Origin of the sequence: Streptomyces sp. NPDC001903 (assembly GCF_042891345.1) — a bacterium.
Taxonomy (GTDB): domain Bacteria; phylum Actinomycetota; class Actinomycetes; order Streptomycetales; family Streptomycetaceae; genus Streptomyces.
In genome coordinates this window covers 109,573-135,955 of sequence record NZ_JBIASZ010000001.1, presented here as the reverse complement: position 1 = coordinate 135,955, position 26,383 = coordinate 109,573, and the positions used below count along the sequence as shown (strand labels likewise).

Here is a 26,383-nt window from a genome sequence, read left to right as displayed (position 1 = left end):
CCTCCCGAGCGCCCACGCTCCCCCCGGGTCTGCTGTCGAGACCGCGCGCGCTCCGTGACCCTACTCACCAAGATCCACCCGTCAACGAGCCCCGCCGCCCACCCGTCCCGCCCCACCCCGTTTGCCCGCGGGCTTACAAGCTCTCGACGGAGTCGAGGTGCCTGCGCAGCTCCGCAGCGATGTCGTCGTCGCCACCCTCCGTCGGCAGCGGCCACGGGTCATGCTCGCCATTCGCCACAGCGAGGCTGCTCGCGAACCGGACGAGGTGCGGTGCGGGCACGAAGGAGTCCCGGAGCCACCGCGCGAAGACAGCGGCTTCGTCGGCGGTGACGTCGGTCAGAGTGATGTAGGCGTAGTCGGGCTTGGGCATCGACGCCGTGCCGTCGATCCATACGCCAGGCGCCAGCGCGATCTCGAAATCGAGGACGGGGACGCCGTGAATCCTCGAGGTCCGGTGGTCCACGGTGGACTCGGGGAACGCATCCCTCAGAGCCCGCTCCAGGGACTCGGCCGTGGCACGCCAAGCTCCGCCGTCGCTCTGAGGCGGGTAGAAGGCGAAATTGGTGCGGATGTTCCGTTCAGTGGGCACGGTCTTCCTCTGTCTCACGGCACGTATCGCGTCGAGCCCGGCGTACCCGACATGGCCATCATGGACTGCCAGTAGGCAGCGTTGTCCTTGCCGTTCGTGACGATCTCCAGGCCACGAATCTTGCTGTTCGCAGGGTTCTCCATGGCCTGCTTGTACCGGAGGAGCTCCTTCTCGTCTCCGGCATACATGGAGTCGATGACGGGATCCCAGGCGATCTTTCCCTGCGAGTCCACCTTGACGGGTTTGGTCAAGGTCTCTTCCAAGCGGTCAAGGGATCGGAAGCTCTTCTTCTTACAGTCGGGATCGCGAACGTGCTTCGCCTCGACGAGGTATCCGTCAACGGGTCGTATGCCGTCCACCATCAGTCCCCGGTTCTTTCCGGCCAGCGGCACCTCCCGTTCCGGGTACCCGGAAGTGCGCAGCTGGTAGGCGTTGTCCGGGTCGCTCGGGCCTCCGCCGCCGGCGAAACCACCAGGCGTGAGCGAGTTCATCCATGTACGGAATTGCTGCTGCTCAGAGGGGGTGAGCAGCTTCGTGGTACCAGGAACCGGAGCAATCGGATCAGCGAACGGAATGCCGGGGTCGACGGAGTTGACCATCGGCAGGAGGGCAGGGGTCCCCGCGTACGACGCGAGCCTGATCGGCAAGGGAACAGGCAGGCGGACGAGCGGGGGCAGGAGCGGCACCCCGGGAAGTCCGGAGCCCCCAGAACCTTCTGCATCAGGGAGAGTGACTCGCGCGGCGGAGGAGTCGAGCGCGTGGGCGACGTCGCCCAGGTCGTGTATCCAGGAGTCGCCGAGAACGGCATCGTGCAGTCCGCCGTCGTAGCCATTGGCTCCGAACATGGGCGTGTCCCAGGGCATGTCCACTTCGAACAGGTCGTTCTTGTGGTTCCGGATCTTCGCCTTGGCGGCCTCCACATGATCGGCGTACCGGTGGCATGCCTTTGCGAGCTGGGAGCAGGCGGCAACCAAGTTCGTCACCAGCGGCTCGTCTTGCTGCGCCTTGGCCGGAGGGCAGGTACGACCTACACAGTGCTTGAAGTACGACTGGAAGGCATCGGCCGCCTCCCCCGAGTGCGCTTTGCCGGCGGTCGAGGCACAGGTCTGGGCATCTTCCAGAAACCGCTGCAAGAGGGAGCCCGCGTGCTGCCAGGACCTGGCGACGTCGCGGATCTTCTCGGGTGAACCACGGAAGCGGTCACTACGGCCCCCAGGTGCGTACTGGTCGTACCAAGCGGTTTCGCCCACCACTCCGGGGAGCTCCTGCCCGAGGCCGAGGTAGCTCTCCGTGCAGTCGGCGCCCGGGTCACCCATGCCCACGGTCAGGTCAACCTGTTTCCCCAGAAACTCTGACACCTGCCGGCTCTCCGCGGCCATGAACTCACGTGCATTGCGCATGAGGCCACGACTCGTGGCCCCGAGGATGTAGGAACTGAAGCCCATCTTGTCCAGCGTCGTGGACGCCGCCGGCACGTAGACCTTGGCAAAGGCGGCCCGCGTCGTCGTCACCGGCCATCCCCTGCTGTCGCCCCAGCTCGTGGCCCAACGCAATGGCAGTGTCACGAGCCCCGCGCATCGAATCGATCAGCCCCATGGATCCGCGGATCATGCCCTCCGCGATGAACTCCACGTCAGGCGCAAGCCCGCTCACGGCACCCCTCCCCACTGCCGATTCAAACGATCAAACTAACGTACGAATACGGTCACGTCTGCGCGAGTTTGCGCCTACAGTCCGAATGGCGGGGAGGTCCGAGCAGCGGTGACCCGGGATACGAGGCTTGATGCCGAGGGCGATGACGAACGGCTCCGCCTGCTCGCGTTGCGCCTTCTCCGTGAGGACGTTGGCTTGGGCTGCGGGCCGCTAGCGTGAAGCCATGGCCGCACTGCCCGACTGGATGCGCCCGCCGCGCGCGGAAGGCTGGTTCGCGGAGGACCTCGACCGCCTCCCCGAGGCACCCCGCCACACCGAGCTCATCGACGGAGCCCTCGTCTTCATGGTGTCGCCCCAGAGGTCCTGGCATGGCCGCCTCGTCACTTCCCTGACCACCACGCTCATGGCGCAGGCACCGGCCGGATTCGAGGTCGAACGGGAGATGGCGATCCGCCTCGATGCCCGCAACCCCCCCGAGCCGGACCTGTTGGTGACGACGGCCGACTTCGACGGTGACCGCACCTGGTTCGCACCGGAGGACGTGAAGCTCGTCATCGAGGTCGTCTCCCCCGAGTCCGCCCACCGCGATCGCACCGTAAAGCTCCGCAAGTACGCGGAGGCCGGCATCCCGCACTACTGGTGCATCGAGGACGAGGACGGGGCACCCGTCGTCCACGTCTACGAGCTCGACGGACCCACCCGCGCCTACGCGCCCGCCGGGATCTTCCGGGGCACCCTCCGGCGCCCCGTGCCCTTCGAGGTCAGCCTGGACCTCGACAAGCTCACGCCGCCCCGAAGCAGCTGAAAGCTCGGCACGGGAACACGGAAGGGGTCGGACTCGATCGAGTCCGACCCCTTCCGAGCTGCACGACTAGACGTTGAAGCGGAACTCGACCACGTCGCCGTCCTGCATGACGTAGTCCTTGCCCTCCATGCGGGCCTTGCCCTTGGCGCGGGCTTCGGCGACCGAGCCGCATTCGACCAGGTCCGCGAAGGAGATCACCTCGGCCTTGATGAAGCCGCGCTGGAAGTCGGTGTGGATCACGCCGGCCGCCTCGGGGGCCGTGGCGCCCTGCTTGATCGTCCAGGCGCGGGTTTCCTTCGGGCCGGCCGTCAGGTACGTCTGCAGGCCCAGGGTGGCGAAGCCGACGCGGCCGAGGGTGGCGAGGCCCGGCTCGTCCTGGCCGACCGACTGGAGGAGCTCCAGGGCCTCCTCGTCGTCCAGCTCGGAGAGGTCCTGCTCCAGCTTGGCGTTCAGGAAGATCGCCTCCGCCGGGGCGACCAGGGCCGACTGCTCCGCCTTGAAGGCGTCGTCGGTCAGCTCGTCCTCGTCCACGTTGAAGACGTAGAGGAAGGGCTTCGTGGTCAGCAGGTGCAGCTCGTGGAGCAGGTCGCCCTGCTCGGTGCCCTTCGTGATCCCGTGCGAGAAGAGGGTGTCGCCCGCCTCGAGGATCTTCTGGGCCTTCTCGACCGCCGCCAGGACCGCGACCTTGTCCTTCTGGAGGCGGGACTCCTTCGTCAGGCGCGGCACCGCCTTCTCGATGGACTGCAGGTCGGCGAGGATCAGCTCGGTGTTGATCGTCTCGATGTCGTCCTTCGGCGAGACCTTGCCGTCGACGTGCACGACGTTCTCGTCCTTGAACGCGCGGATGACCTGGCAGATCGCGTCCGACTCGCGGATGTTCGCGAGGAACTTGTTGCCCAGGCCCTCGCCCTCCGAGGCACCGCGCACGATGCCCGCGATGTCGACGAAGTCGACCGTCGCCGGCAGGACGCGCTGCGAGCCGAAGATGCCGGCGAGGACGGCCAGGCGCGGGTCCGGGACGCCGACGACGCCGACGTTCGGCTCGATGGTGGCGAACGGGTAGTTGGCCGCCAGCACGTCGTTCTTGGTCAGGGCGTTGAACAGGGTCGACTTGCCGACATTCGGCAGGCCGACGATTCCGATCGTGAGCGACACGTTGGCGACTTCCCGTAGCTGGAGGGGGCGGCGGCCCGGGAGTGGGCCACCGGACAGTTTACTTTCCGATGAGTGGCACTCGTTGTACGCGTGTCCCCACACCGATACCGCGCTCGGCCCGCCTAGCGTGGTGGGGTGGAGCACTACAAGACGCGTTCGGTGGATCACCCGCAGCGACAGCAGCAACAGGGACGCCCGGCCCCGCCGGCGCAGCCCATCGGCGGCGTACCCGCCCAGGGCGGCCGGCCCCGGCCCGCGCCCGCCCGGCGGCTGCCGCGGCCCCGGCTGACCGGGCTCGGCGGCGGGCTGTTCGCCTGCGTCGCGATGACCCTGGCCGCCGGGGTCGCCTGGCTGCTCTTCGGCGGCTCGCTGCTCGCGTACGGGCTGCTCTTCCTCCCCGTCGCGGCCGCCACCGCCCTCTGGGTGCGCCCGGCCGACCTGATCACCGCGCCGATCTCCGCGCCGATCGCCTTCGCCGCCGGAGTCTGGCCCCTCTCCGGCGGCTCCGGCGGTTTCGGCGCGGAGGTCATGGGCATCGTGTCCGCCCTGTCCCTGCACGCCGGCTGGCTGTACGGGGGGACCCTCGTCTCCGCACTGATCGTCGTCGTACGGAAGGCCGTGCTGATCTCGCGGCGCAGGCTCCCGCGCCGGACCGCCTAGGGGGTGTCCGCAAAGTAGCGCCGTGCGCCCGCGGGGCAGGCGGGACTTCGCGGACACCCCCTAGGGGGTGTCTCGCCGCGAGCCCGGCCTGATCGGCGAGACCCCCTGGGAAGCCGATCCGCGTGCCGCCATGGCCGCGCCCACGATGCCCGCGTTGTTCTGGAGCTTCGCCGGGACGATCTCGGCCCGTACGTCCTCGATCAGCGGAAGGAACTTCTCCGGCTTGCGGCTGACGCCGCCGCCGATGATGAAGAGGTCCGGGGAGAAGAGCATCTCCACGTGCTCCAGGTACCGCTGCACCCGGTGCGCCCAGCGCTCCCAGGTCAGCTCCCCGTCCTCCTTGGCCTTGACGGACGCCCGCTTCTCCGCGTCGTGGCCCTTCAGCTCCAGGTGGCCGAGCTCGGTGTTCGGCACGAGCCGGCCGTCCGTGAAGACCGCGCTGCCGATGCCCGTGCCCAGCGTCAGCATGATCACGGTCCCGCCGCGGCCCTTGCCCGCGCCGTACGTCATCTCCGCGATCCCGGCCGCGTCCGCGTCGTTGAGCACCGTGACCGGCTGCCCGCCGAGCCGCTGCGACAGCAGGGCGGCCGTGTCGACGCCGATCCAGCCCTTGTCCATGTTGGCCGCCGTACGGGTGACCCCGCCGGTGACCACCCCCGGGAACGTCACCCCCACGGGGCCGTCCCAGCCGAAGTGGCGCACCACCTCGACGACACAGCCGGCCACCCCGTCGGGGGTGGCCGGCTGCGGTGTCAGTACCTTGTGGCGCTCCTGCGCCAGCTCGCCACGGTCCAGGTCCGCGGGAGCGCCCTTGATCCCGGAACCACCGATGTCCACGCCGAAGATCTGCATGGGATCACCGTACGAAACGAAGCGGCCTACTTCTCGGCGACCAGCGAGGCCGCTTCCGCGCGCAGGTCGCGGCGCAGCTCCTTCGGCAGCGAGAAGACGATCGACTCCTCGGCGGTCTTGACGATCTCCACGTCGGCGTAGCCGCGCGCGGCCAGCCACTCCAGGACCTCCTCGACCAGCACCTCCGGCACCGAGGCGCCCGAGGTCAGGCCCACCGTGGTGACGCCCTCCAGCCAGGCCTCGTCGATCTCGCTCGCGAAGTCCACGAGGTACGCGGCGCGCGCGCCGGCGTCCTTGGCGACCTCGACGAGGCGGATGGAGTTCGAGGAGTTCTTGGAGCCGACGACGATGACGAGGTCGGAGTCGGCGCCCATCACCTTCACCGCCGCCTGGCGGTTCGAGGTGGCGTAGCAGATGTCGTCGCTCGGCGGCGAGACCAGCAGCGGGAACTTGGTCTTCAGCGCGTCCACCGTCTCCATGGTCTCGTCGACCGAGAGCGTGGTCTGGGAGAGCCAGACGACCTTCGACTCGTCGCGGACGGTGACCTTCTCCACGTCGTGCGGGCCGTCGACGATCGTGATGTGGTCCGGGGCCTCGCCCGAGGTGCCGATGACCTCCTCGTGGCCCTCGTGGCCGATGAGGAGGATGTCGAAGTCCTCGTTCGCGTACCGGATGGCCTCCTTGTGCACCTTGGTGACCAGCGGGCAGGTCGCGTCGATCGTCGCGAGCTTGCCGCGCGCCGCCTCCTCGTGCACCACCGGGGCCACGCCGTGCGCGGAGAACATCACGATGGAGCCCTCGGGGACCTCCTCCGTCCGCTCGACGAAGATGGCGCCCTTCTTCTCCAGCGTCTGGACGACGTACTTGTTGTGCACGATCTCGTGGCGGACGTAGACCGGCGCACCGTACTGCTCGAGAGCCTTCTCGACGGCGATCACGGCTCGGTCCACGCCCGCGCAGTAGCCGCGCGGGGCGGCGAGCAGGACGCGTCGGGAAGCGGGAGCAGGGGCGGCAGCAGTCATGCGGTCCATCGTACGGGGGTCTCCAGGAGGCCGGGCGTCGCCCGTTCGGCACAGACTGGGGCGAACGTGCGAACCGACCGCCCCCCGGAGGAATGATGGCGTCCGTGACGGACCCCGGTACGGCGCCGAGGACGGCCCTCCGGCGGAGCCTCGGCTTCCGGGACCTGGTCGTGTACGGGCTCCTCTTCATCGCCCCCATGGCCCCGGTCGGGGTCTTCGGCACGCTCGACGCGAAATCGCACGGCGCGGTCGCGCTCGTCTACCTCTGCGCGACGGTCGCGATGGCCTTCACGGCGTTCAGTTACGCGCAGATGGTCCAGGTGGCCCCGCAGGCCGGCTCGGTCTTCACGTACGCCCGCAAGGGGCTCGGCGAGGGCGCCGGGCTGATCGCCGGCTGGATGGCGATGCTCGACTACCTGCTGATCCCGGCGGTCGCCTACCTCTTCTCCGGGATCGCGATGAACGCGCTGGTCCCGGAGGTCTCGCGGTGGGTGTGGACGGCGCTGGCGGTGCTGGTGACCACCGCGCTGAACCTGTGGGGCGTACGGGCGGCCGCGCGCGTGGGCTTCGCGGTGCTGGCGATGGAGATCGCGGTGCTGCTGGTGTTCGTGGTGGCCGCGGTGACGGTGCTGGCGCGGGGCGGGGCGCAGCGCGGCTGGCTGTCGCCGCTGACCGGGGACGGTTCGCTGGGCTTCTCCCTGGCCGCGGTGCTCGGCGCGGTGTCGGTGGCGGTCCTCTCGTACCTCGGCTTCGACGCGATCGCCTCCTTCGCGGAGGAGGTGACGGGGGGCTCGGCGCGGGTGGCGCGGGCGGTGCTGTTCTGCCTGGCGCTGGCCGGGGTGCTGTTCTTCGTGCAGAGCTACCTGGCGGCGCTGCTGACGCCGGTGTCCTCGGCGCAGCTGGCGGCCGATCCGGAGCAGCAGGGGCCGGCGTTCTACACCGCGCTGGAGTCCGCGGTCGGTGGCTGGCTGCACGACCTGGTCGCGGCCAGCAAGGCGATCGGGGCGGCCTTCGCGGCGCTGGCGGGGCAGGCGGCGGCGGGCCGGCTGGTGTTCGCGATGGCCCGCGAGCGGCGGCTGCCGGGGGTGCTCGCGCGCACCTCGGACGGGACCCCGCGGCCGGCGCTGCTGGTGGCGGCGACGATCACGCTGGTCGCGGCGGTGTGGGCGGCGCGCCGCGACGACGGGCTGGACCAGCTGGTCTCGGTGGTGGACGTCGGCGCGCTGGTGGCGTTCACGCTGCTGCACGCCTCGGTGGTCGGCTGGTTCGTGGTGAAGCGCGGGGCGGGCGCCCCGGTGTGGTGGAAGCACCTGCTGCTCCCGGTGCTGGGAGCGGCGGTGACGGTCGCGGTGATCGTCGAGGCGGCCTGGACGGCGCAGCTGGTGGGCGCGGTCTGGCTGGCGGTGGGCCTGGCGGTCCTCGCCGTTCAGGGAACGCGCCGGGACCGGGTGGGGGACCCGCCCGAGGGCTAGGCCGCTGGCGCTGGCGCGGGCGGTGGCGCGGGCGGTGGGAGCCCGACACCGCCGGTGACCTCTGAGACGCCGTCAGTGTGGCTGTCGGCGCGGGCGGATAGCCTGCGTACATGGGTCTGAATACGTCGGCTGACGCGCCGCTGCCGGTCGGTCAGGTGTCCCGGCTCATCGGGGGCTGGATCGACCGGCTGGGCCAGGTGTGGGTGGAAGGGCAGATCACGCAGCTGTCGCGGCGGCCGGGGGCGGGGGTGGTCTTCCTGACGCTGCGCGACCCCTCGCACGACATCTCGCTGAGCGTCACCTGCTACCGCCAGGTCTTCGACGAGGTCGCGGACGCGGTGACGGAGGGCGCGCGGGTCGTCGTCCTGGCCAAGCCGGAGTGGTACGCCCCGCGCGGGCAGCTGTCGCTGCGGGCGACCGAGATACGGCCCGTCGGCATCGGGGAGCTGCTCGCCCGGCTGGAGAAGCTCAAGCGCTCGCTGGCCTCCGAGGGGCTGTTCGCGCTGGACCGCAAGAAGCCGCTGCCCTTCCTGCCGCAGCTGATCGGGCTGGTGGTGGGGCGGGCCTCGGCGGCCGAGCGCGACGTACTGGAGAACGCCCGGCGGCGCTGGCCGGCGGTCCGCTTCGAGGTGCGGAACGTGGCGGTCCAGGGGGTGAACGCGGTGCCCCAGGTGATCCGGGCGGTCAAGGAGCTCGACGCCATGGACGAGGTCGACGTGATCATCGTGGCCCGCGGCGGCGGCAGCGTGGAGGACCTGCTGCCGTTCTCCGACGAGGAGGTCGTACGGACGGTCGCGGCGGCCCGTACGCCCGTGGTCTCGGCGATCGGGCACGAGCCGGACTCCCCGCTGCTGGACCTCGTCGCGGACCTGCGGGCCTCCACGCCCACGGACGCCGCGAAGAAGGTGGTCCCGGACGTGGGCGAGGAGCTGGAGCGGGTACGCCAGCTGCAGGGCCGGGGGCTGCGGGCGGTGCGCGGGCTGCTCGACCGCGAGGAGCGGGGGCTCGCGCACGCGCTGGCCCGGCCGGTCTTCGTCCATCCCCAGCGGATGGTGGAGACCCGCGAGGCCGAGCTGGAGGCCCTGCTGGGCCGTACCCGGCGGACGCTGGGGCACCTGCTGGACCGGGCCGATTCGGAGCTGGCGCACACGCTGGCCCGGGTGGTGGCGCTGTCGCCGGCGGCGACGCTGGAGCGCGGGTACGCCGTGCTGCAGCGGGCGGACGGGCACGTGGTGCGCTCGCCGGAGGAGGTGTCGGCGGACGAGGTGCTGCGGGCGCGGGTGGCGGAGGGCGAGTTCTCCGTACGGGTGACGGGGCCGGACGCCGGGTGACCCGGTGGCTCTGGAGGCCCGGAGCCACCGGGTCCCTGACGCCCTGAAGCCCCGGACATATTCGATGTACTGCACACATAAGGTGGAACGGGAATGACTGAAACCGATACCTCGTTGGGGTACGAGCAGGCCCGGGACGAGCTCATCGAGGTCGTCCGCAAGCTGGAGGCCGGCGGCACCTCCCTGGAGGACTCGCTCGCGCTCTGGGAGCGCGGCGAAGAGCTCGCACAGGTCTGTCGGCGCTGGCTGGAGGGCGCCCGCGCCCGGCTCGACTCGGCGCTGGCCGCCCGCGAGGCGGGGGCCGGCGGGGCCGACGGCGCCCGCGAGGGCGGCGGGGGTGGCGAGCGGGACGCCTGATCGGCCGGCTCAAACGTGATGTGAGTCATTCTCCAGCGGATTTAGTTGAAAGTTCTACAACTTCCGGCTTAGAGTCGAGGCATCGCTTCACCTCCGCATGTATGGAAGAAGGCTTTCCGATGTCTCTCGTTCTCGACGCCGCCGCCCAGGACCTGCTGTTCCGCGAGGCCCGCACCGCCAACTCGTTCTCCGACGAACCGGTGACCGAGGAGCAGGTCCAGGCGATCTACGACCTGGTGAAGTTCGGCCCGACCGCCTTCAACGGCACGCCGCTGCGCATCACCCTGGTCCGCTCCCCCGAGGCCCGCGAGCGCCTGGTGAAGCACATGGCCGAGGGCAACCAGGCCAAGACCGCCGCCGCGCCGCTCGTCGCGATCCTCTCCGCGGACAACGAGTTCCACGAGGAGCTGCCCCGCCTGCTGCCGCACTTCCCGCCGGCCAAGGACATGTTCTTCTCCGAGCGTCCGGTGCGTGAGCAGTCCGCCCTGGTGAACGGCGCCCTGCAGGCCGCGTACTTCATCGTCGGCGTCCGCGCCGCCGGCCTGGCCGCGGGTCCGATGACCGGCGCCGACCTCGCCGGCATCCAGAAGGAGTTCCTGGACGCCGACCACACCCCGATCATGGTCGTCAACATCGGCAAGCCGGGCGAGGACGCCTGGTTCGACCGCTCCCCGCGCCTGGGCTTCGACGAGGTCATCACCACCGTCTGAGTCCGGACAGGTACGCAGAAGGCCGCTCCCCGGGATTCCGGGAAGCGGCCTTCTGCATGTCCGACCGGCTCACATCACTGCTGCACACCCTGCTGCGCGCCCTGCTTGGGGTCCTGCTTGAACTCCAGCGCCGCCGCCATCGCGCCCAGGTCCTCGAAGGAGGCCGTCCCGGTCACCACCGTGGCGTAACCCTGCTCCTGCCGGACGAGGGCGTCGTACTTCTCGCCCTCCCAGCGCTCCCAGACCAGGTCGCCGATCTGCTGCGTCTGCCCGGTGGCCTTCGCCTGCTGGGTGACGCCGGCCAGGTGCTTGGCCGAGGCGTCGCTGGACTGCTCGATCGCGACGTACTGCCCCTTCGGGTCCAGGAAGCCCAGGTGCCAGGCGTTCGCGGCCTTGCGGTCGTACCGCACGGAGGTCGCGCGCCACTCCTCGGGGAGCCCCGCGGGCGCGGCCACCGGGTACGGCGCGGCGCGCCGCGCCGTGATCGTCTCCACCCGGTAGTCGACCACGTGTGTCGGATCGGCCTTCTCGTCATGCGGGACGAAGATGTAGATCCCCGCAACGACGATGCCGATCACCGCCAGCGACCGGACCATGTCCCAGACCGTCTGCTTGCCCTTCATACCTGCCACGCCACCATCGTCCCCCATGACCGGGAGTGATCTCCGCCGGGGTGGGGCGCGGCGGGCGCCCGGACCCGCCGGGATCCCCGCAAGATGTCCGCTCACGCCAACCGCGTGACCGATATACCGCTCATACGTGACCCGGTCTGCTCAATTTGTCGACGTACCGATAGAGTTTCAGCACCCTCACTTCCCGGCCGTCGCCGTACAGAAAGGTGCGCTCCGATGACCGAGCACAACCTGCCGCCCCAGCTCGAAGTCTCTCCGGAGGCCCCCGACCGCAACCTCGCCCTGGAACTCGTCCGGGTGACCGAGGCCGCCGCCATGGCCGCGGGCCGGTGGGTCGGGCGCGGCGACAAGCTCGGCGCCGACGGCGCCGCGGTCAACGCGATGCGGACCCTGATCTCCACCGTCTCGATGAACGGCGTGGTCGTCATCGGCGAGGGCGAGAAGGACGAAGCCCCGATGCTGTTCAACGGCGAGCGGGTCGGCGACGGCACCGGCGCCGAGGTCGACATCGCGGTCGACCCGATCGACGGCACCACCCTGAACGCCAAGGGCATGCCGAACGCCATCGCCGTCCTGGCCGCCGCCGACCGCGGCACCATGTTCGACCCGTCCGCGGTCTTCTACATGGAGAAGCTGGTCACCGGCCCCGAGGCCGCCGACTTCGTCGACATCAACGCGCCGGTCTCCGTCAACATCCGCCGCGTCGCCAAGGCCAAGAACATGGCCGTCGAAGACGTCACCGTGATCATCCTGGACCGCCCGCGCCACGAGGGCATCGTCAAGGAGATCCGCGAGACGGGCGCCCGGATCAAGTTCATCTCGGACGGCGACGTCGCGGGCTCGGTCATGGCGGTGCGCGAGGGCACCGGCGTGGACCTGCTCCTCGGCATCGGCGGCACCCCCGAGGGCATCATCTCGGCCTGCGCCATCAAGTGCCTCGGCGGCACGATCCAGGGCAAGCTGTGGCCCAAGGACGAGGCCGAGCGCCAGAAGGCCATCGACGCGGGCCACGACCTGGACCGGGTCCTGCACACCAACGACCTGGTCTCCGGCGACAACGTGTTCTTCGTCGCCACGGGCATCACGGACGGCGAGCTGCTGCGCGGCGTCCACTACCGCTCGGAGACCGCGACCACGTCCTCGCTGGTCATGCGGTCGAAGTCCGGCACGATCCGACAGATCGACTCGACGCACCGGCTGTCGAAGCTGCGCGCGTACAGCGCGATCGACTTCGACCGCGCCCAGTAGGAGCCCGCGAACAGGGCAGCGGGCTGCCGGTACGGCGAGAGGGGCGCGACCGCGTGCGGCGGTCGCGCCCCTCTCGCTTGCGTGCGTACGGGGCTCAGCCCGCGGCGGCTATCGGCCCGGCTCCCGGCGCCTGGCGCAGTTCCGCCGCCCGGCGCCTGCGGCGGGCCAGCACCACGCGGCGCTCGGCGGCGGTGAGCCCGCCCCACACCCCGTACGGCTCGGGCTGGAGCAGGGCGTGCTCGCGGCAGGCGACCATCACCGGGCAGCGCGCGCAGACCCGCTTCGCGGCCTCCTCGCGGGAGAGCCGGGCCGCCGTCGGCTCCTTGGAGGGGGCGAAGAACAGCCCCGCCTCGTCCCGGCGGCACACCGCCTCCGCGTGCCATGGGCCGTCATCTTCCCTCGCCGGCACCCGCGGCTTCGGTACGGCGGCCGGACGCGCCTGAAGGCTCGGTACGGCGGCTACCTGCAGGGACTGATGCGGCGGATGCGGCACGGCCTACTCCTGACGACGTATACGCAAGCGAGAGACGATGCACCTGTCCCTACCCGCTGTGCGCGCCCCTATGCACTGCGTGGGGCAAGGGCGCCGCCCCGTCGAACTTCGACCGAAACGCGACGCCGGTGTACGTCGTCGCCCGCCCGCGCACGCCCGCGCGCGGGCTCACTCCGGCCGGCCGGCTCCGCGCGCGTCCGGCGGTGTCCAGTCCGGGCGGCGGCCGAGGAACGCGAGCAGCGCGGCGACCGGGTCGGCGGCGGCATCGGGCGCGGGCAGCAGCGCCGGGCCGTACGCGAACCCGCGCAGGGGCTCGGCGAGCGCCTCCGCCGTCGGGCGCAGGGCGGCGGCGAGGGCCGGGGTCAGCGGGGAGGGCAGGCCGGCGGCCACGGCGATGTCCCAGGCGTGGACGGCGGCGTCGAGAGCGGCCGCGCCGACCGCGATCTCGGCGGGGACGGTGAACGGGGGCAGCGGTACGGCGACCTCCGCCGTGCCCGGCGCGACACCGGCGAAGGCCTCGGCCGCGGCGTCCAGGGCCGGCGCCAGCAGCTCCGCGGGGGCGGCGGCCAGGACGCCGGAGGGCGCGAAGGGGTCCTCGGCCGGGCCGGGACCACCGGTGAGGCGGGCGGCGTAGCCGAGCTGGTCGCCGGCCGCGTGCTGCAGCACTTGGCTGACATTCCACTCTTCGCAGGGCGTCGGGCGGTCCCAGCCGTCGGCGGGCACCGTGTCGACGACGGAGCGCAGCGCCGCGTGCGCGTGATCGAGCAGATCCCACTTGGATGCGGTCATGGGCCGATCCTAGGACGGGCTCCGGCCAAGTAGGCGGGACGGCACGGCAGTTGCCCCCGGCCGTGGGGCCCTACCCCTGCAGGCGCTTGCGCAGTTTGAGGGCCAGGTCGACGAGGCGGGCGCCGAGCTTGGGCCGGGCCTCGATGTTGCCCAGCAGGGCGAAGCCGCGGATGATCACCACCGGCGCGTGCGGGTCGGTGGTCTCGGCGCGGCCCTCGCCGTGCACCTCGAAGTTGCCGAGGACCCCGCTGCCGTAGCCGCGGAGCGTCACGTTCTCCGGGACGGTGATCTCGACGTTGCCCAGCACGCTCGTCACGTCGATCTCGGTGACCTGCTGCTCGAAGACGGCCTCGGTGAGGTCGATGGTGACGTCGCCGAGGACGCAGACCACGCGGGTGTGCGCGCCGGGCCGCCAGCGGCCCTTTCGGGTGGAGCTGCTGCACACGGCGACCACGGTCTCCGCGACCGCGCCCTGTCCGGCGGCCGGGGCCGGGGCCGCGTGCTGTCCGTACGCGGGCGCCGCGGCGGGGCCGCCGGGCGCCGGAAGGTCCCGTACGAGCACCTCCAGCTCCCCGACGGTCTTCACGGCGTACAGCGAATCCAGCCGCTCGGAGTGCTCGTCTGCGGTGAGCCGGCCCTCGGCGAGGGCGTCGGCCAGGATGTGCGCGATCCGGTCGCGGTCGGCGTCGGAGGCCCGCAGGTCGGCGGGCGCGGCAGGCTTCTTTTCCAGGTCCACGACAACCAGCATAGCGATTCGCGATAGATCGCGATAGTTGACAGTGAGCCTTACCTCACAGACACAGCCGGGGACGGAGGTCCTACGCTGGACAGCCGCGCTGCCAATTGGTCGCCAGCGCCGTCTGCCGAGTGAGGAATGACTGCCGTCATGCCAGAGTTTGCGTACACCGACCTGCTGCCCCTGGGCGAGGACACCACCCCCTACCGGCTGGTGACCTCGGAGGGCGTCTCGACCTTCGAGGCCGACGGCCGTACGTTCCTCAAGGTCGAGCCCGAGGCGCTGCGCAAGCTCGCCGAAGAGGCCATCCACGACATCCAGCACTTCCTGCGCCCCGCGCACCTCGCGCAGCTGCGCCGGATCATCGACGACCCCGAGGCCTCCTCGAACGACAAGTTCGTCGCGCTCGACCTCCTGAAGAACGCGAACATCGCGGCGGCCGGCGTCCTGCCGATGTGCCAGGACACGGGCACGGCGATCGTGATGGGCAAGCGCGGCCAGAACGTGCTGACGGAGGGCGCCGACGAGGCGGCCCTGTCGCGCGGCATCTACGACGCGTACACGCGCCTCAACCTGCGCTACTCGCAGATGGCCCCCCTCACCATGTGGGAGGAGAAGAACACCGGCTCGAACCTGCCCGCGCAGATCGAGCTGTACGCGACGGACGGCGGCGCGTACAAGTTCCTCTTCATGGCCAAGGGCGGCGGCTCGGCCAACAAGTCCTTCCTCTACCAGGAGACGAAGGCGGTCCTCAACGAGGCCTCCATGATGAAGTTCCTGGAGGAGAAGATCCGCTCGCTGGGCACCGCGGCCTGCCCGCCGTACCACCTGGCGATCGTGGTCGGCGGCACGTCGGCGGAGCACGCGCTCAAGACGGCGAAGTACGCCTCGGCCCACTACCTCGACGAGCTCCCCACCGAGGGCTCCCCGCTGGGCCACGGCTTCCGGGACCTCGACCTGGAGCAGCAGGTCTTCGAACTGACCCAGAAGATCGGCATCGGCGCGCAGTTCGGCGGCAAGTACTTCTGCCACGACGTGCGCGTCGTGCGCCTCCCGCGCCACGGCGCGTCGCTGCCGGTGGCCATCGCGGTCTCCTGCTCGGCGGACCGCCAGGCGACCGCGAAGATCACCGCGGAGGGCGTCTTCCTGGAGCAGCTGGAGCGCGACCCGGCCCGCTTCCTCCCGGAGACGACGGACGAGCACCTGGACGAGTCGGCGGACGTGGTGAAGATCGACCTCACCCAGCCGATGTCCGACATCCTGGCCACCCTCACCCGGTACCCGGTGAAGACGCGCCTGTCCCTGACCGGCCCGCTGGTGGTGGCGCGCGACATCGCGCACGCCAAGATCAAGGAGCTGCTGGACTCGGGCGCCCCGATGCCGCAGTACCTGAAGGACCACCCGGTCTACTACGCCGGGCCGGCGAAGACCCCCGAGGGCTACGCCTCGGGCTCCTTCGGCCCGACCACGGCCGGCCGCATGGACTCGTACGTCGAGCAGTTCCAGGCGGCGGGCGGCTCGATGGTCATGCTGGCCAAGGGCAACCGCTCGCAGCAGGTGACGGACGCGTGCGGCACGCACGGCGGCTTCTACCTCGGCTCGATCGGCGGCCCGGCGGCCCGCCTGGCGCAGGACTGCATCAAGAAGGTCGAGGTCCTGGAGTACGAGGAGCTCGGCATGGAGGCGGTCTGGAAGATCGAGGTCGAGGACTTCCCGGCGTTCATCGTCGTGGACGACAAGGGCAACGACTTCTTCCAGAACCCGGCCCCGGCCCCCACGTTCACCCACATCCCCGTCCGGGGCCCGGGCCTCGGCTGATCCCGGCGGCGCGGCCGCGGGGAGCCCCCGGGCTCCCCGCGGCGGGGCGATCAGTCCCCGGGGCGCTCGTGCGGCCGGCGCAGTACGAGGTCTCGTCCCACTTCGGCCGGCCGTCGATGATCCGCTGCCGGACCCGGCTCCGGCACGACGCGCACGGCCGGCTGTGCAATGTCACGGAGAATTCGGCCATCCGTGGTTGATGCGGTGCCGGGGGCCGTACCGCATCCGGTTAACGTCTGCTCCATGACGCAGACGCTCCCCACCGCCCGCGACGTGAAGGTCATCGCCCACCGCGGCGCCTCCCACGAGCACCCCGAGCACACCCTCGCCGCCTACCGCCAGGCCATCGACGACGGGGCCGACGCGCTGGAGTGCGACGTACGGCTGAGTGCCGACGGGCGGCTCGTGTGCGTGCACGACCGGCGGGTGGAGCGGACCTCCGACGGGCGCGGGACCGTCTCCGCCATGACGTACGAGGAGCTCGCCGGGCTCGACTTCGGCGGCTGGAAGGGCGAGGCGCACCGCGGGGCGCAGGTGCTGCTCTTCGAGGACCTGCTCAAGGAGGCGCTCGCCGCCGACCGGCCCGTCGGCCTGGCCGTCGAGACCAAGCACCCCACGCGCGCCGGCGGCCGCCTGGAGGCCGAGCTCGTACGGGTCCTCAAGGAGCACGGGCTCGCCGACGGCTCCGACGGCCGCGTCGAGGTGATGAGCTTCTCCCGCAACGCCCTGGTGCGGCTGAACCGGCTGGCTCCCGGGCTGCCCGCCGTGTACCTCATCGAGCGGCGGCTGCGGCCGGTGCGGCCGCCGTTCGCCGGGCACGCCGGTCCCGGCATCGACCTGGTGCGCAAGGACCCGGGGCTGGTGGCGCGGCTGAAGGCCAAGGGGCTGCGCGTGCGCGTGTGGACCGTCGACGAGCCGCGGGACATCGAGCTGTGCCTGCGCCTCGGCGTGGACACCCTGATCACCAATCGGCCGCGCGAGGTGCGGGAGTACCTGCGCTCCCGGTGAGCCGCGGGGGCACCCGGCCGGCCGGGCCGGCCGGGTGTGGGGGTTCGGACGGTGCGGGGCGGTTACGCGAAGCGCTGGGTCGCGGCGCCGTTGCAGGCCTGCAGGCGCAGCTGGTCGTGGGCGGCGGCCACGGTCAGGCACATGCCCGGGGCGGCCGCGGGGCGCAGGGTGGCGCCGTCGCGGACCCACTGCTGGTTCGCGCCGCCGTGGCAGTTCCAGATGATCAGGCCGGTCCCCGCGCCGTAGTGGGCGCCCGGGGCGTCCAGGCAGCGGTCGTGGGTGAGCTCGATGTGGACGGACTTCCTCGCGGAGTCGTACCACCAGCCCTGGTTGCGGCCGCCGTGGCAGTCCCAGCCGATGACCTTGGTCTCATTGGCGCTGGAGCCGCCGTTGGAGTCGAGGCAGTTGCCGGTCGCCTCGTTCTTCAGCGGCGCGTAGAGGGAGTCCCAGGCCCCGGCCTGCAGGACGGGCGTCCCGGTGCTCGCCGGGTCGGCGCAGGAGGCCTCGCGCAGGCCCGAGTCGTAGAGCTGCGTCAGGCAGGACGCGAACGCGCCGTGGCCCCGGTAGTTGGGGTGGAACGACTGGCGGGCGGTGTTCTCGTCCCACGGGAAGTGGTCCCCGAGGTCCAGGTAGAGCCCGCGGGCCCAGGTGTCCTCCATGCACACCTCGTGGCCCTGGAAGAGCCGCGAGTTGTCCAGGTAGACGGCCCCCGAGGCCAGCGCCGCCGCGCGCATGCCCTTCTCGAAGGCGGGCACCGCGTAATTCCGGCCCCAGGCGGCGTCGGAGTCGTAGCCGGCGCAGCCTCCGGGCAGCTTGCCGGGGAAGTTCGGGTTGTCGTAGAAGTCGGGGCCGATGGGGCTGGGGTAGCCCATCACGACGAGCTTGTAGTCGGAGTCCGCGTAGCCCGCGTCGCGCATGACCGTCCTGAGGTCGGCGACCGTCGCCTCGACCTTGGGCTTCAGGCCGTCCACGCGCGCCTGCCAGCCCGGCCCGTACTTGGGCTCGCAGGTGCCCTGGCTGAGCACCCAGCGGGTCACGCAGTCGGTCATGACCGGGCCGAACTGGAGGTCGTCGTTGGCGCCGGCGACGAGCAGCACCATCTTGATCTTCGTATTGCGCGCCTTGACGGCCAGGTTGTCGCTCTGCACCAGCTCGTCGGCGTACTGCTTGCCGCCTCCGATGCGGATGTTGCCGGTGTAGCCGCCGGAGCAGGCGACGTTGAAGGTCAGGTCGGCCGGGATGCCGGTGCGGTGGATCGCGGCGTCCGGCGAGCGGTGGCACTGGTTGTTCGGGGTGTTGGTCGCGGGATCGTAGTTGCCGACGCCCTCGCCCGAAATCTCGCTGTCCCCGAGCGAGATCAGGCCGGTCTTGCGCTCGCCCAGCGGGCGGATCGCCGGGTCACCGTAGATCTTGACGGCCTCCGCCGCGCGGATGGCCTCCAGTTCGGGCGAGAGCGGGGTGGCGGCCGGGCCGGACGCGGCGGAAGTGGCTGCCTGGGCCATGGGGGTGATGGCGGTGACGCCCCCGAGGGCGGCCGCGAACGCCGCGGCCGCGGCGACGGTAGATCTGAGCCCGGGTCTCGTGCGTACACGTGTCATGAACGTCTCCCCTGTCGGTGTTACCCACGGTATTTACTGGCCGGTAGGGGACTTGGGAACACTTCGAACAAGACAATTGCTCAACTTTTTGAGGAGGCAACGAACATGACCGACGATCAGAACCAGGCCGCCTACCGCGTCGAGCACGACTCGATGGGCGAGGTACGGGTCCCCGCGCACGCCAAATGGCGGGCCCAGACCCAGCGCGCGGTGGAGAACTTCCCCGTCTCCGGACAGCGCCTGGAGCGCGCCCACATCGAGGCGCTGGCCCTCGTCAAGGCGGCGGCCGCCGCGGTGAACGCGAAGCTGGGGGTGGTGGACGAGGACATCGCCGAAGCGATCCGGTCCGCCGCCTCCGAGGTGGCCGAGGGCCGCTGGGACGAGCACTTCCCGGTCGACGTGTTCCAGACCGGGTCCGGCACCTCGTCCAACATGAACACCAACGAGGTCATCGCCACCCTGGCCGGCGAGCGGCTCGGCCGCGAGGTCCACCCCAACGACCACGTCAACGCCTCGCAGAGCTCCAACGACGTCTTCCCCTCGTCCATCCACATCGCCGCGACCGCCGCTGTCACCCGCGAGCTGATCCCGGCCCTGGAGCACCTCGCCGCCGCCCTGGAGCGCAAGGCCGCCGAGTTCGCGGAGGTGGTCAAGGCGGGCCGGACCCACCTGATGGACGCCACCCCGGTGACCCTGGGCCAGGAGTTCGGCGGGTACGCCGCCCAGGTGCGCTACGGCGTCGAGCGGCTGCGCGCGGCCCTGCCCCGGCTCGCCGAACTGCCGCTGGGCGGGACCGCCGTGGGCACCGGGATCAACACCCCGCCCGGCTTCTCCGCCGCCGTCATCGCCGAGGTGGCCGCCGCGACCGGGCTGCCGCTGACCGAGGCCCGCAACCACTTCGAGGCCCAGGGGGCCCGGGACGCGCTGGTGGAGACCTCGGGGACGCTCCGTACGATCGCCGTCTCCCTGACCAAGATCTCCAACGATCTGCGCTGGATGGCCTCGGGGCCGCGCACGGGATTGGCCGAAATTAATCTGCCCGATCTCCAGCCGGGCTCCTCGATCATGCCCGGGAAGGTCAATCCGGTGGTCCCGGAGGCCGTACTCATGGTCGCCGCACAGGTGACCGGGAACGACACGACCGTCGCCGTGGCGGGCGCGGCCGGCAATTTCGAGCTCAATGTGATGCTCCCGGTGATGGCCAGGAACCTGCTGGAATCGATCCGGCTGCTCGGCAACGCGAGCCGCCTGCTGGCCGACCGGACGGTCGACGGGATCACCGCCAACGTGGCGCGGGCCAGGGAGTTCGCCGAGTCCTCCCCCTCCGTGGTGACACCGCTCAACCGGTACATCGGCTACGAGGAGGCGGCCAAGGTCGCCAAGAGGTCCCTCGCCGAACGGAAGACGATCAGGGAGGTCGTGCTGGAGTCCGGGTACGTGGACCGCGGCGACCTGACGCTGGAACAGCTGGACGAGGCCCTCGACGTCCTGCGCATGACCCGGCCCTGAAAACGTTTCCGGCCTGGGGCCGGATTCGGTCGTTTCCCGTCCCCGCGCACCTCCGTGACCTGCGCCGCAGCGGGCGCGGGGGGCCCAGCCCTAAGATCTGCGCATGACAGGTACCGGAGGCCGCGGGGGCGGCGACGCGCAGGGCACCCGCTGGCGGCCGGGTGAGCAGATCCTCTGGCGCTACCGCGACCACGCCCCGGGCCTGAAGGGCGCGGTCCACATCTGCCGCCCGGTGACGGTGGTGCAGGACACCGCCGAACTGCTGGCGGTGTGGATGGCCCCGGGCACCGAGTGCGTCAAGCCGGTGCTGGCCGACGGCACCTCCGTCCACGAGGAGCCGCTCGCCACCCGGTACACGGCGCCGCGCACCACCGCGCGGTCGCGCTGGTTCGGCGCCGGCGTGCTGAAGCTGGCCCGGCCCGGGGACCCGTGGTCGGTGTGGCTGTTCTGGGACCACGGCTGGCGGTTCAAGAGCTGGTACGTGAACCTCGAGGAGCCGCGCACCCGGTGGTCCGGCGGGGTCGACTCCGTGGACCACTTCCTGGACATCTCCGTCTACCCCGACCGTACGTGGAAGTGGCGTGACGAGGACGAGTTCGCGCAGGCCCAGCGGGCCGGTCTGATGGACGCCGAACAGGCCCGCCGGGTGCAGGTCGCGGGGCGGGCGGCGGTGGACGTGATCAAGGCCTGGGGGACCCCGTTCTCCGACGGCTGGCAGGACTGGCGGCCGGATCCCGCCTGGGGAGTTCCGGCCCTGCCCGAGGACTGGGACCGCACTCCGGCGCATATGACCTCATGAGACCCTTGATGCGCCCCCGGGGTTCAACCGTAAGATCTCCCTCCGCAGGTCGCGCGCGGGAGGCGCGCTGAGCCCCGAAGCAGTAAATGTCGTGCCGTACGCCGGACTTGACCGGAGGTCAACGCAGAGCGAGAGGTAACGAGCGGGACGCGGAACCGCGGGGCGGTGGTGTCCCCGCCGCTGAGCGGGTATACCGCGACTGACCGAGTTGAGTGCAGCGCACATCGAGCGCAAACGGACGGAATTCCACGCGTGACGGAGTACCCCACCTCGCAGGAGGGCCCGCCGCCTGCCGCGGCCGCCGCGACACCGGCCCCGGGCGGCCCCGGCATGCCCGCCGCCCCCGGCGGCTGTCCGGACGAGCTGGGCCACGGCAAGGCCCCCGTCCCCGCGGCCGAGGCCGTGCGCGGCTCGGCCGTGCCCGGCGACGACCCCGTCCGCTCGGACGTCCCGCGCCCGCGCGGCGAGGGCGTACCCGCCGCCCCGCAGGACGGCCCGCCCCGCCGCTCCCGCGCACGCGGTACGGCCTCCCAGGGCGCGGCCGGCCGCCGCGGCCGCGACGCCGAGGCGGCCCGGGGCGCCGTGCGCGACGCCGCGGCGGCGGGCGGGTCCCGTCGGCGCGACGGGGAGGCCGCGCGCAACGCCGTCCGCGGCGAGGACCCCGCCGACGTCCCCGCCGGCCGGCCCCACGAGGCCCGCGGCGGGGCGCAGGACCGCCCGGCGGCGATACCGGACGCCTCCCGCCCCCGCGAAACCGCAGCGGCCGCTGCCGGGACGGGCGCCGAAGGCGGGGAGGGCGCGGTCCTCGGCCGGGCCTACGAGGGCCGGGGCGGCCCGGACACGGCCGCGGGGACGGAGTACGGCCAGGGCGCCGGCCTGCCGGACGGCGGTGCCGGTGCGGCCGGCGGCGGGACGCAGGGGCCCGACGGCGGGGTGGCCCGGCGCGAGGGGGACCGGCTGCGGTTCGTCGGCGCCGCGACCCGGCGGATCGCCCGCGGCATCGACCTCGACGAGATCGTGCTCGGCCTGTGCCGGGCCACCGTGCCGACCTTCTCGGACGCCATCCTCGTCTACCTGCGCGATCCCCTCCCCGTGGGCGACGAGCGCCCCGTCGGCCCGGTCGTTTTAAGGCTGCGCCGCACCGACCGGCTCCGGCCGATCGACGATCTGACGGGAACCGAGGGCGCGGGGGCCCCCGGGGCCGCGGGCGAGCTCGACTTCAGCCAGCTGCCGCTGGTCGGCCCGCAGGGTGACCTGCCCGCGGCCGAGCTCTGCGAGATCCGCCCCGGCGGCGCCCTCGCCGAGGTGCTGCGCGGCGTACGGCCCGTCTTCGGGTCCGCCGCCGGGGCCAAGGACGCGCTGCCGGAGCTGCTCGGCTCGGAGCACCCCATACCGCGCGGCCAGCGGGCCATCCTCGCGCCGCTGCGCGGCCGCCGCCGCGTCATCGGCTCGGCGGTGTTCCTGCGCAGCCCCGAGCGGCCGGCGTTCGAGCAGAACGACCTGCTGGTCGCCGCCCAGCTGGCCACGCACACCGCGCTCGGCATCGACAAGGCGGTCCTGTACGGCCGCGAGGCGTACATCGCCGACGAGCTCCAGCGCACCATGCTGCCCGACAGCCTCCCCCAGCCCACCGGGGTGCGGCTCGCCTCGCGCTACCTGCCCGCCGCCGAGACGGCCCGGGTGGGCGGCGACTGGTACGACGCGATACCGCTGCCCGGCAGCCGCGTCGCGCTCGTCGTCGGCGACGTCATGGGCCACTCCATGACCTCCGCCGCGATCATGGGCCAGCTCCGCACCACCGCCCAGACGCTGGCGCAGCTGGACCTGCCGCCCGCCGAGGTCCTGCACCACCTGGACGAGCAGGCGCAGCGCCTGGGCTCCGACCGGATGGCCACCTGCCTGTACGCGGTCTACGACCCCGTCTCGCACCGGATCACCATCGCCAACGCCGGCCACCCGCCGCCCGTGCTCCTGCACCTGGGCGGCCGCGCCGAGGTGCTCCGCGTGCCCCCCGGCGCCCCCATCGGCGTCGGCGGCGTGGACTTCGAGGCCGTGGAGCTGGACGCGCCCGCCGGGGCCACCCTGCTGCTGTACACCGACGGGCTGGTCGAATCCCGGCTGCGCGACGTGTGGACGGGCATCGAGCAGCTCCGCGAGCGCCTGGCCACCACCGCCCAGCTGACCGGCCTGGACCACCCGCCGCCGCTGGAGGCGCTCTGCGACGACGTCCTGGACATGCTCGGCCCGGGCGACCGGGACGACGACATCGCGCTGCTCGCCGCCCGCTTCGACGGGATCGCGCCCAGCGACGTCGCGTACTGGTTCCTGGACCCGGAGGAGACCGCTCCGGGGCGGGCCCGCCGGTTCGCCCGCAGGGCGCTGACCCGGTGGGGCCTGGAGGAGCTCCAGGACTCCCTGGAGCTCCTGGTCAGCGAGGTGGTCACGAACGCCGTGCGGTACGCCGAACGGCCCGTGACCCTGCGCCTGTTGCGGACGGACGTCCTGCGCTGCGAGGTCGGCGACGACTCCCCGCAGCTGCCCCGCCAGCGCCGGGCGCGGGAGACCGACGAGGGCGGCCGCGGGCTGTTCCTGGTCAACCGGATGGCCCGGCGCTGGGGTGCGACCCGGCTGAGCAGCGGAAAGGTGGTCTGGTTCGAGCTCCCGCTGCCGGGAGCGGCCGACCGTCGCTGACCACGTCGAAACACCGCCGCCCCGCAGCGTGGATGCTGCGGGGCGGCGGTTTCGCGTTCACGGGGCGGGCGGGCCCGCTAGGGGATCGTGATCGGCGGACTCTTCGTCGGGTCCGGACTCTTCGTCGGGCTCTTGGTCGGGTCCGGGCTCTTGGTCGGGTCCGGGCTCTTCGTCGGGTCCGGGCTCTTCGTCGGGTCCTGGGTGCCCTTCGACGGCGAGACGGGCGCCGACGGCGTGTTGGCGGACGAGGAGCTCGACGAGGACGGCGAGCTGCTGCGGCTCGGCGCCTGCGAGGCGCCCATCTTGGCCTCGGAGAGGTCGAACTCGCCGGTGTCCACGCCCTTGAGCGCGGCCAGCGTGTACGCCTTCCAGATCTCGGCCGGGAAGCTGGAACCACCCGCTCGGCCACCGCCCGCGGTACCGGTCAGGGTGACCTGCTTGGCCGTTCCGGGCTCCTCGCCGAACATCGCGACGACGGTGACGAGCTCGGGGGTGTACCCGGTGAACCAGGCGGCCACGTTGGACTCGGTGGTACCGGTCTTGCCGGCGGCCTCGTACGCGGAGCTCTTCACGGCCTTGCCGGAACCGTCGTTGACGACGCCGGTGAGCACCTTGGTCACCGTGTCGGCGGTCTCGCGGGTGATGGCCTGCGAGCCCACGGACTCGACCGGCTTGAACTCGCGGGTGGCGTGCTTGGCGCTCTTGACGATCGTCGGGGTGATCTTCTTGCCGTGGTTGTCGAGGGTGGCGTAGACGCCCGCCATCTCCAGGGTGTTGGCGCTCATGGTGCCGAGCGACATGGCCGGCTTGTCGGCCGGCCAGCCTTCGCGGTCCTTCATGCCGAGCTCCAGCGCCGTCTTCTTCACGTTCGGCGGCTTCACGTCCACGATCATCTGGGCGTACACCGAGTTGACGGAGGAGTTGGTGGCCGCCTGGACGGTGAGGAAGGGGTCGCCGTAGTTCGCGTTGTCCTGGTTCTGCGGGGCGAACGGGGTGTCGCTGCCCACCACCGGGCGCTTGCTGGTGCCGTCGTAGAGCGCGTTCGGCGTGATCGGCTTGCCGTCCTGCGTCGTGGACTTGTTCTCCAGGGCGGAGGCGAGCACGACCGGCTTGAAGGTCGAGCCGGGCTGGAAGTCCTGGCGCAGGGCGTTGCTCGCCCAGTGGTCGGAGAGCCCGGTGCCGCCGTACATCGCGACGACCGCGCCGGTCTTCGGGTCCACGGAGGTGGCGCCGGCCTGCACGCTCGCGTCGACGGGCCGGTCCTTGCGGTCGAGCTTGGCCTCCAGCTCGTCCTGGACGGCCTTCTCCAGCGCGGCCTGCTTCTTGGGGTCGATGTTGAGGGTGATCTCCCAGCCGCCGGCCTGCAGCATCTGCGCGGTCATGCCGGTCTGCTTGCGCAGCTCCGCGTCGGCGGCCTGCTTCAGATAGCCCTTCTGGCCCTCCATGCCGGGGGCGGCCTTGGGCTTGATCGGCATCGGAAGCTGGAGCTGCTTGCGCTTCTCCGGGTCGAGCGCCTTCATCTCGACCATGTTGTCGAGCACGCCGTTGAAGCGGATCTTGACCAGGCGCGTGCCGTTCGGGCCCGCGGTCGCCAGGTCGTAGTCGCTGGGGGCCTGGAGGACGGCCGCGAGGTACGCGCCCTGTTCCAGGGTCAGCTTGTCGACGTCGACGCCGTAGTAGGCCTGGGCGGCGGCCTGGATGCCGTACGCGCCGCGCCCGAAGTAACTGGTGTTCAGGTACCCCTCGAGGATGTCGTCCTTCTTCATGCGCCGGTCGACCTTGAGGGAGATCACGAGCTCCTTGAGCTTGCGCGTCGCCGTCTGGTCCTGGTTCAGGTAGAAGTTCTTGACGTACTGCTGGGTGATCGTCGAACCGCCGGCCTTGCCCTTGCCGGTGGCCGTGTTGAACAGGCCTCGGGCGATGCCGAGGAAGTCGACGCCCTGGTCCTGGTAGAAGGACTTGTTCTCGATGGCGATGAAGCCGGTCTTGACGTCCTTGGGCACCCGGCTGATCGGCACGATCTCGCGGTTCATCTTGCCGTCGCGCGCCATGATCGAGCCGTCCGCGTACTTGTAGACGTTGCTCTGCTTGATGGCGTCGGCGTTCGGGTCGGGCTCGTCCACGTAGAAGTAGAGGGCCACGAGTGCGCCCATGCCGAGCAGGATGATCCCGAAGAAGGCCCCGAGGATCTTCTTCCATGTGAAGAAGCGACGTATGCCGGTCCGCTTGCCGGCACGCCCCTTCCCGGTGGCGCGCCCGCGCGGCGCCCGTCGCGCACTGCGCTGCTGCGCCTTACGCGCTTCTGCTCGGCCCATCGCTCCCGCTCCGCTCGATTACCCCCCCGACGTCAGCTCAGAAAGCTAACACCGCAGGTTGTGACAAAGGTTGACCAACCTTGGCCAATACCGGTCAATTCGGACGTGAGAATCAGCACCCACATCAAGGGAACCGACGCG

Annotated in this window: 23 protein-coding genes; 12 read left to right on the top strand and 11 right to left on the bottom strand. The window is 71.4% G+C overall.

All coding sequences use genetic code 11. The features are described 5' to 3' along the window. Positions 1-133 precede the first annotated feature (133 nt). Positions 134-589, bottom strand: coding sequence for a hypothetical protein (locus tag ACFYZS_RS00650; RefSeq protein ID WP_389005369.1), 456 nt, complete (start codon positions 587-589; stop codon positions 134-136). Between the two features lie 14 nt (positions 590-603). Beyond that, on the bottom strand, positions 604-2,100 hold the full coding sequence (locus ACFYZS_RS00645; RefSeq protein WP_389005367.1) for a restriction endonuclease fold toxin-2 domain-containing protein: 1,497 nt from the start codon (positions 2,098-2,100) through the stop codon (positions 604-606). Between the two features lie 365 nt (positions 2,101-2,465). Between ACFYZS_RS00645 and ACFYZS_RS00640 the strand changes: the two genes are divergently transcribed. Continuing rightward, complete coding sequence (locus tag ACFYZS_RS00640; RefSeq protein ID WP_389005365.1) at positions 2,466-3,047, top strand: Uma2 family endonuclease; 582 nt, start codon at positions 2,466-2,468, stop codon at positions 3,045-3,047. A gap of 66 nt (positions 3,048-3,113) precedes the next feature. Here ACFYZS_RS00640 and ychF read toward each other — a convergent pair whose 3' ends face one another. Continuing rightward, entirely contained in the window at positions 3,114-4,202 is a 1,089-nt protein-coding gene (gene ychF, locus ACFYZS_RS00635) for a redox-regulated ATPase YchF (protein WP_389005363.1), read from the bottom strand. 135 nt (positions 4,203-4,337) lie between these two features. On the opposite strand from ychF, the gene ACFYZS_RS00630 reads away from it, so the two are divergent. Beyond that, the gene (locus ACFYZS_RS00630; RefSeq protein WP_389005361.1) at positions 4,338-4,862 is read left to right on the top strand and encodes a DUF6542 domain-containing protein; all 525 of its coding nucleotides are present in this window, start codon (positions 4,338-4,340) and stop codon (positions 4,860-4,862) included. Positions 4,863-4,922: 60 nt separating this feature from the next. Here the strand turns inward: ACFYZS_RS00630 and ppgK are convergent, their stop codons facing one another. Then, positions 4,923-5,714, bottom strand: coding sequence for a polyphosphate--glucose phosphotransferase (gene ppgK, locus ACFYZS_RS00625; RefSeq protein WP_389005359.1), 792 nt, complete (start codon positions 5,712-5,714; stop codon positions 4,923-4,925). Between the two features lie 26 nt (positions 5,715-5,740). Next, positions 5,741-6,745 (bottom strand): 4-hydroxy-3-methylbut-2-enyl diphosphate reductase, encoded by a 1,005-nt coding sequence (locus ACFYZS_RS00620; RefSeq protein ID WP_389005357.1) that lies wholly within the window; start codon positions 6,743-6,745, stop codon positions 5,741-5,743. 86 nt (positions 6,746-6,831) lie between these two features. On the opposite strand from ACFYZS_RS00620, the gene ACFYZS_RS00615 reads away from it, so the two are divergent. From ACFYZS_RS00615 to ACFYZS_RS00600, 4 genes are all read left to right on the top strand, one after another. After that, positions 6,832-8,208, top strand: a complete 1,377-nt coding sequence (locus ACFYZS_RS00615; protein ID WP_389005355.1) for an APC family permease — start codon at positions 6,832-6,834, stop codon at positions 8,206-8,208. A gap of 110 nt (positions 8,209-8,318) precedes the next feature. Next, a complete protein-coding gene (xseA, locus tag ACFYZS_RS00610) occupies positions 8,319-9,539 on the top strand; it encodes an exodeoxyribonuclease VII large subunit (RefSeq protein ID WP_389005353.1) in 1,221 nt (406 codons plus the stop codon). Between the two features lie 93 nt (positions 9,540-9,632). Further along, the gene (locus ACFYZS_RS00605) at positions 9,633-9,896 is read left to right on the top strand and encodes an exodeoxyribonuclease VII small subunit (protein WP_389005351.1); all 264 of its coding nucleotides are present in this window, start codon (positions 9,633-9,635) and stop codon (positions 9,894-9,896) included. A 119-nt stretch (positions 9,897-10,015) separates the two neighbouring features. Then, positions 10,016-10,606, top strand: a complete 591-nt coding sequence (locus ACFYZS_RS00600) for a malonic semialdehyde reductase (protein ID WP_053690309.1) — start codon at positions 10,016-10,018, stop codon at positions 10,604-10,606. 74 nt (positions 10,607-10,680) lie between these two features. On the opposite strand, the gene ACFYZS_RS00595 is transcribed toward ACFYZS_RS00600, so the two are convergent. Further along, on the bottom strand, positions 10,681-11,229 hold the full coding sequence (locus tag ACFYZS_RS00595) for a DUF4245 domain-containing protein (RefSeq protein ID WP_389006253.1): 549 nt from the start codon (positions 11,227-11,229) through the stop codon (positions 10,681-10,683). Between the two features lie 225 nt (positions 11,230-11,454). Here ACFYZS_RS00595 and glpX point away from each other — a divergent pair, with 225 nt between their 5' ends. Beyond that, positions 11,455-12,486 carry a class II fructose-bisphosphatase gene (glpX, locus tag ACFYZS_RS00590; RefSeq protein WP_030159594.1) on the top strand — a complete coding sequence of 344 codons (1,032 nt, stop codon included), beginning with the start codon at positions 11,455-11,457 and terminating at the stop codon, positions 12,484-12,486. 94 nt (positions 12,487-12,580) lie between these two features. Here the strand turns inward: glpX and ACFYZS_RS00585 are convergent, their stop codons facing one another. From ACFYZS_RS00585 to ACFYZS_RS00575, 3 genes are all read right to left on the bottom strand, one after another. Then, a complete protein-coding gene (locus ACFYZS_RS00585; protein ID WP_078622249.1) occupies positions 12,581-12,979 on the bottom strand; it encodes a WhiB family transcriptional regulator in 399 nt (132 codons plus the stop codon). Positions 12,980-13,147: 168 nt separating this feature from the next. Further along, a complete protein-coding gene (locus ACFYZS_RS00580) occupies positions 13,148-13,768 on the bottom strand; it encodes a TIGR03086 family metal-binding protein (protein ID WP_389005348.1) in 621 nt (206 codons plus the stop codon). 70 nt (positions 13,769-13,838) lie between these two features. After that, positions 13,839-14,504: a DUF1707 domain-containing protein gene (locus ACFYZS_RS00575; RefSeq protein ID WP_389005346.1), complete on the bottom strand. Its 666-nt coding sequence runs from the start codon at positions 14,502-14,504 to the stop codon at positions 13,839-13,841. Positions 14,505-14,654: 150 nt separating this feature from the next. Here ACFYZS_RS00575 and ACFYZS_RS00570 point away from each other — a divergent pair, with 150 nt between their 5' ends. Both ACFYZS_RS00570 and ACFYZS_RS00565 read left to right on the top strand, forming a co-directional pair. Then, positions 14,655-16,322, top strand: coding sequence for a fumarate hydratase (locus ACFYZS_RS00570; RefSeq protein WP_389005344.1), 1,668 nt, complete (start codon positions 14,655-14,657; stop codon positions 16,320-16,322). Between the two features lie 243 nt (positions 16,323-16,565). After that, a complete protein-coding gene (locus ACFYZS_RS00565) occupies positions 16,566-17,330 on the top strand; it encodes a glycerophosphodiester phosphodiesterase (RefSeq protein WP_389005342.1) in 765 nt (254 codons plus the stop codon). 62 nt (positions 17,331-17,392) lie between these two features. Here ACFYZS_RS00565 and ACFYZS_RS00560 read toward each other — a convergent pair whose 3' ends face one another. Then, complete coding sequence (locus ACFYZS_RS00560; protein WP_389005340.1) at positions 17,393-18,928, bottom strand: ricin-type beta-trefoil lectin domain protein; 1,536 nt, start codon at positions 18,926-18,928, stop codon at positions 17,393-17,395. Positions 18,929-19,033: 105 nt separating this feature from the next. On the opposite strand from ACFYZS_RS00560, the gene ACFYZS_RS00555 reads away from it, so the two are divergent. The 3 genes from ACFYZS_RS00555 to ACFYZS_RS00545 all read left to right on the top strand — a co-directional run bounded on the left by ACFYZS_RS00555 (position 19,034) and on the right by ACFYZS_RS00545 (position 23,927). Further along, on the top strand, positions 19,034-20,437 hold the full coding sequence (locus ACFYZS_RS00555) for a class II fumarate hydratase (RefSeq protein WP_389005338.1): 1,404 nt from the start codon (positions 19,034-19,036) through the stop codon (positions 20,435-20,437). A 103-nt stretch (positions 20,438-20,540) separates the two neighbouring features. Beyond that, positions 20,541-21,236 (top strand): DUF402 domain-containing protein, encoded by a 696-nt coding sequence (locus ACFYZS_RS00550; RefSeq protein ID WP_389005336.1) that lies wholly within the window; start codon positions 20,541-20,543, stop codon positions 21,234-21,236. A 252-nt stretch (positions 21,237-21,488) separates the two neighbouring features. Then, positions 21,489-23,927, top strand: coding sequence for a SpoIIE family protein phosphatase (locus tag ACFYZS_RS00545; RefSeq protein WP_389005334.1), 2,439 nt, complete (start codon positions 21,489-21,491; stop codon positions 23,925-23,927). A 77-nt stretch (positions 23,928-24,004) separates the two neighbouring features. Here ACFYZS_RS00545 and ACFYZS_RS00540 read toward each other — a convergent pair whose 3' ends face one another. Further along, positions 24,005-26,242 carry a transglycosylase domain-containing protein gene (locus ACFYZS_RS00540; protein WP_389005332.1) on the bottom strand — a complete coding sequence of 746 codons (2,238 nt, stop codon included), beginning with the start codon at positions 26,240-26,242 and terminating at the stop codon, positions 24,005-24,007. Between the last annotated feature and the right edge of the window lie 141 nt (positions 26,243-26,383).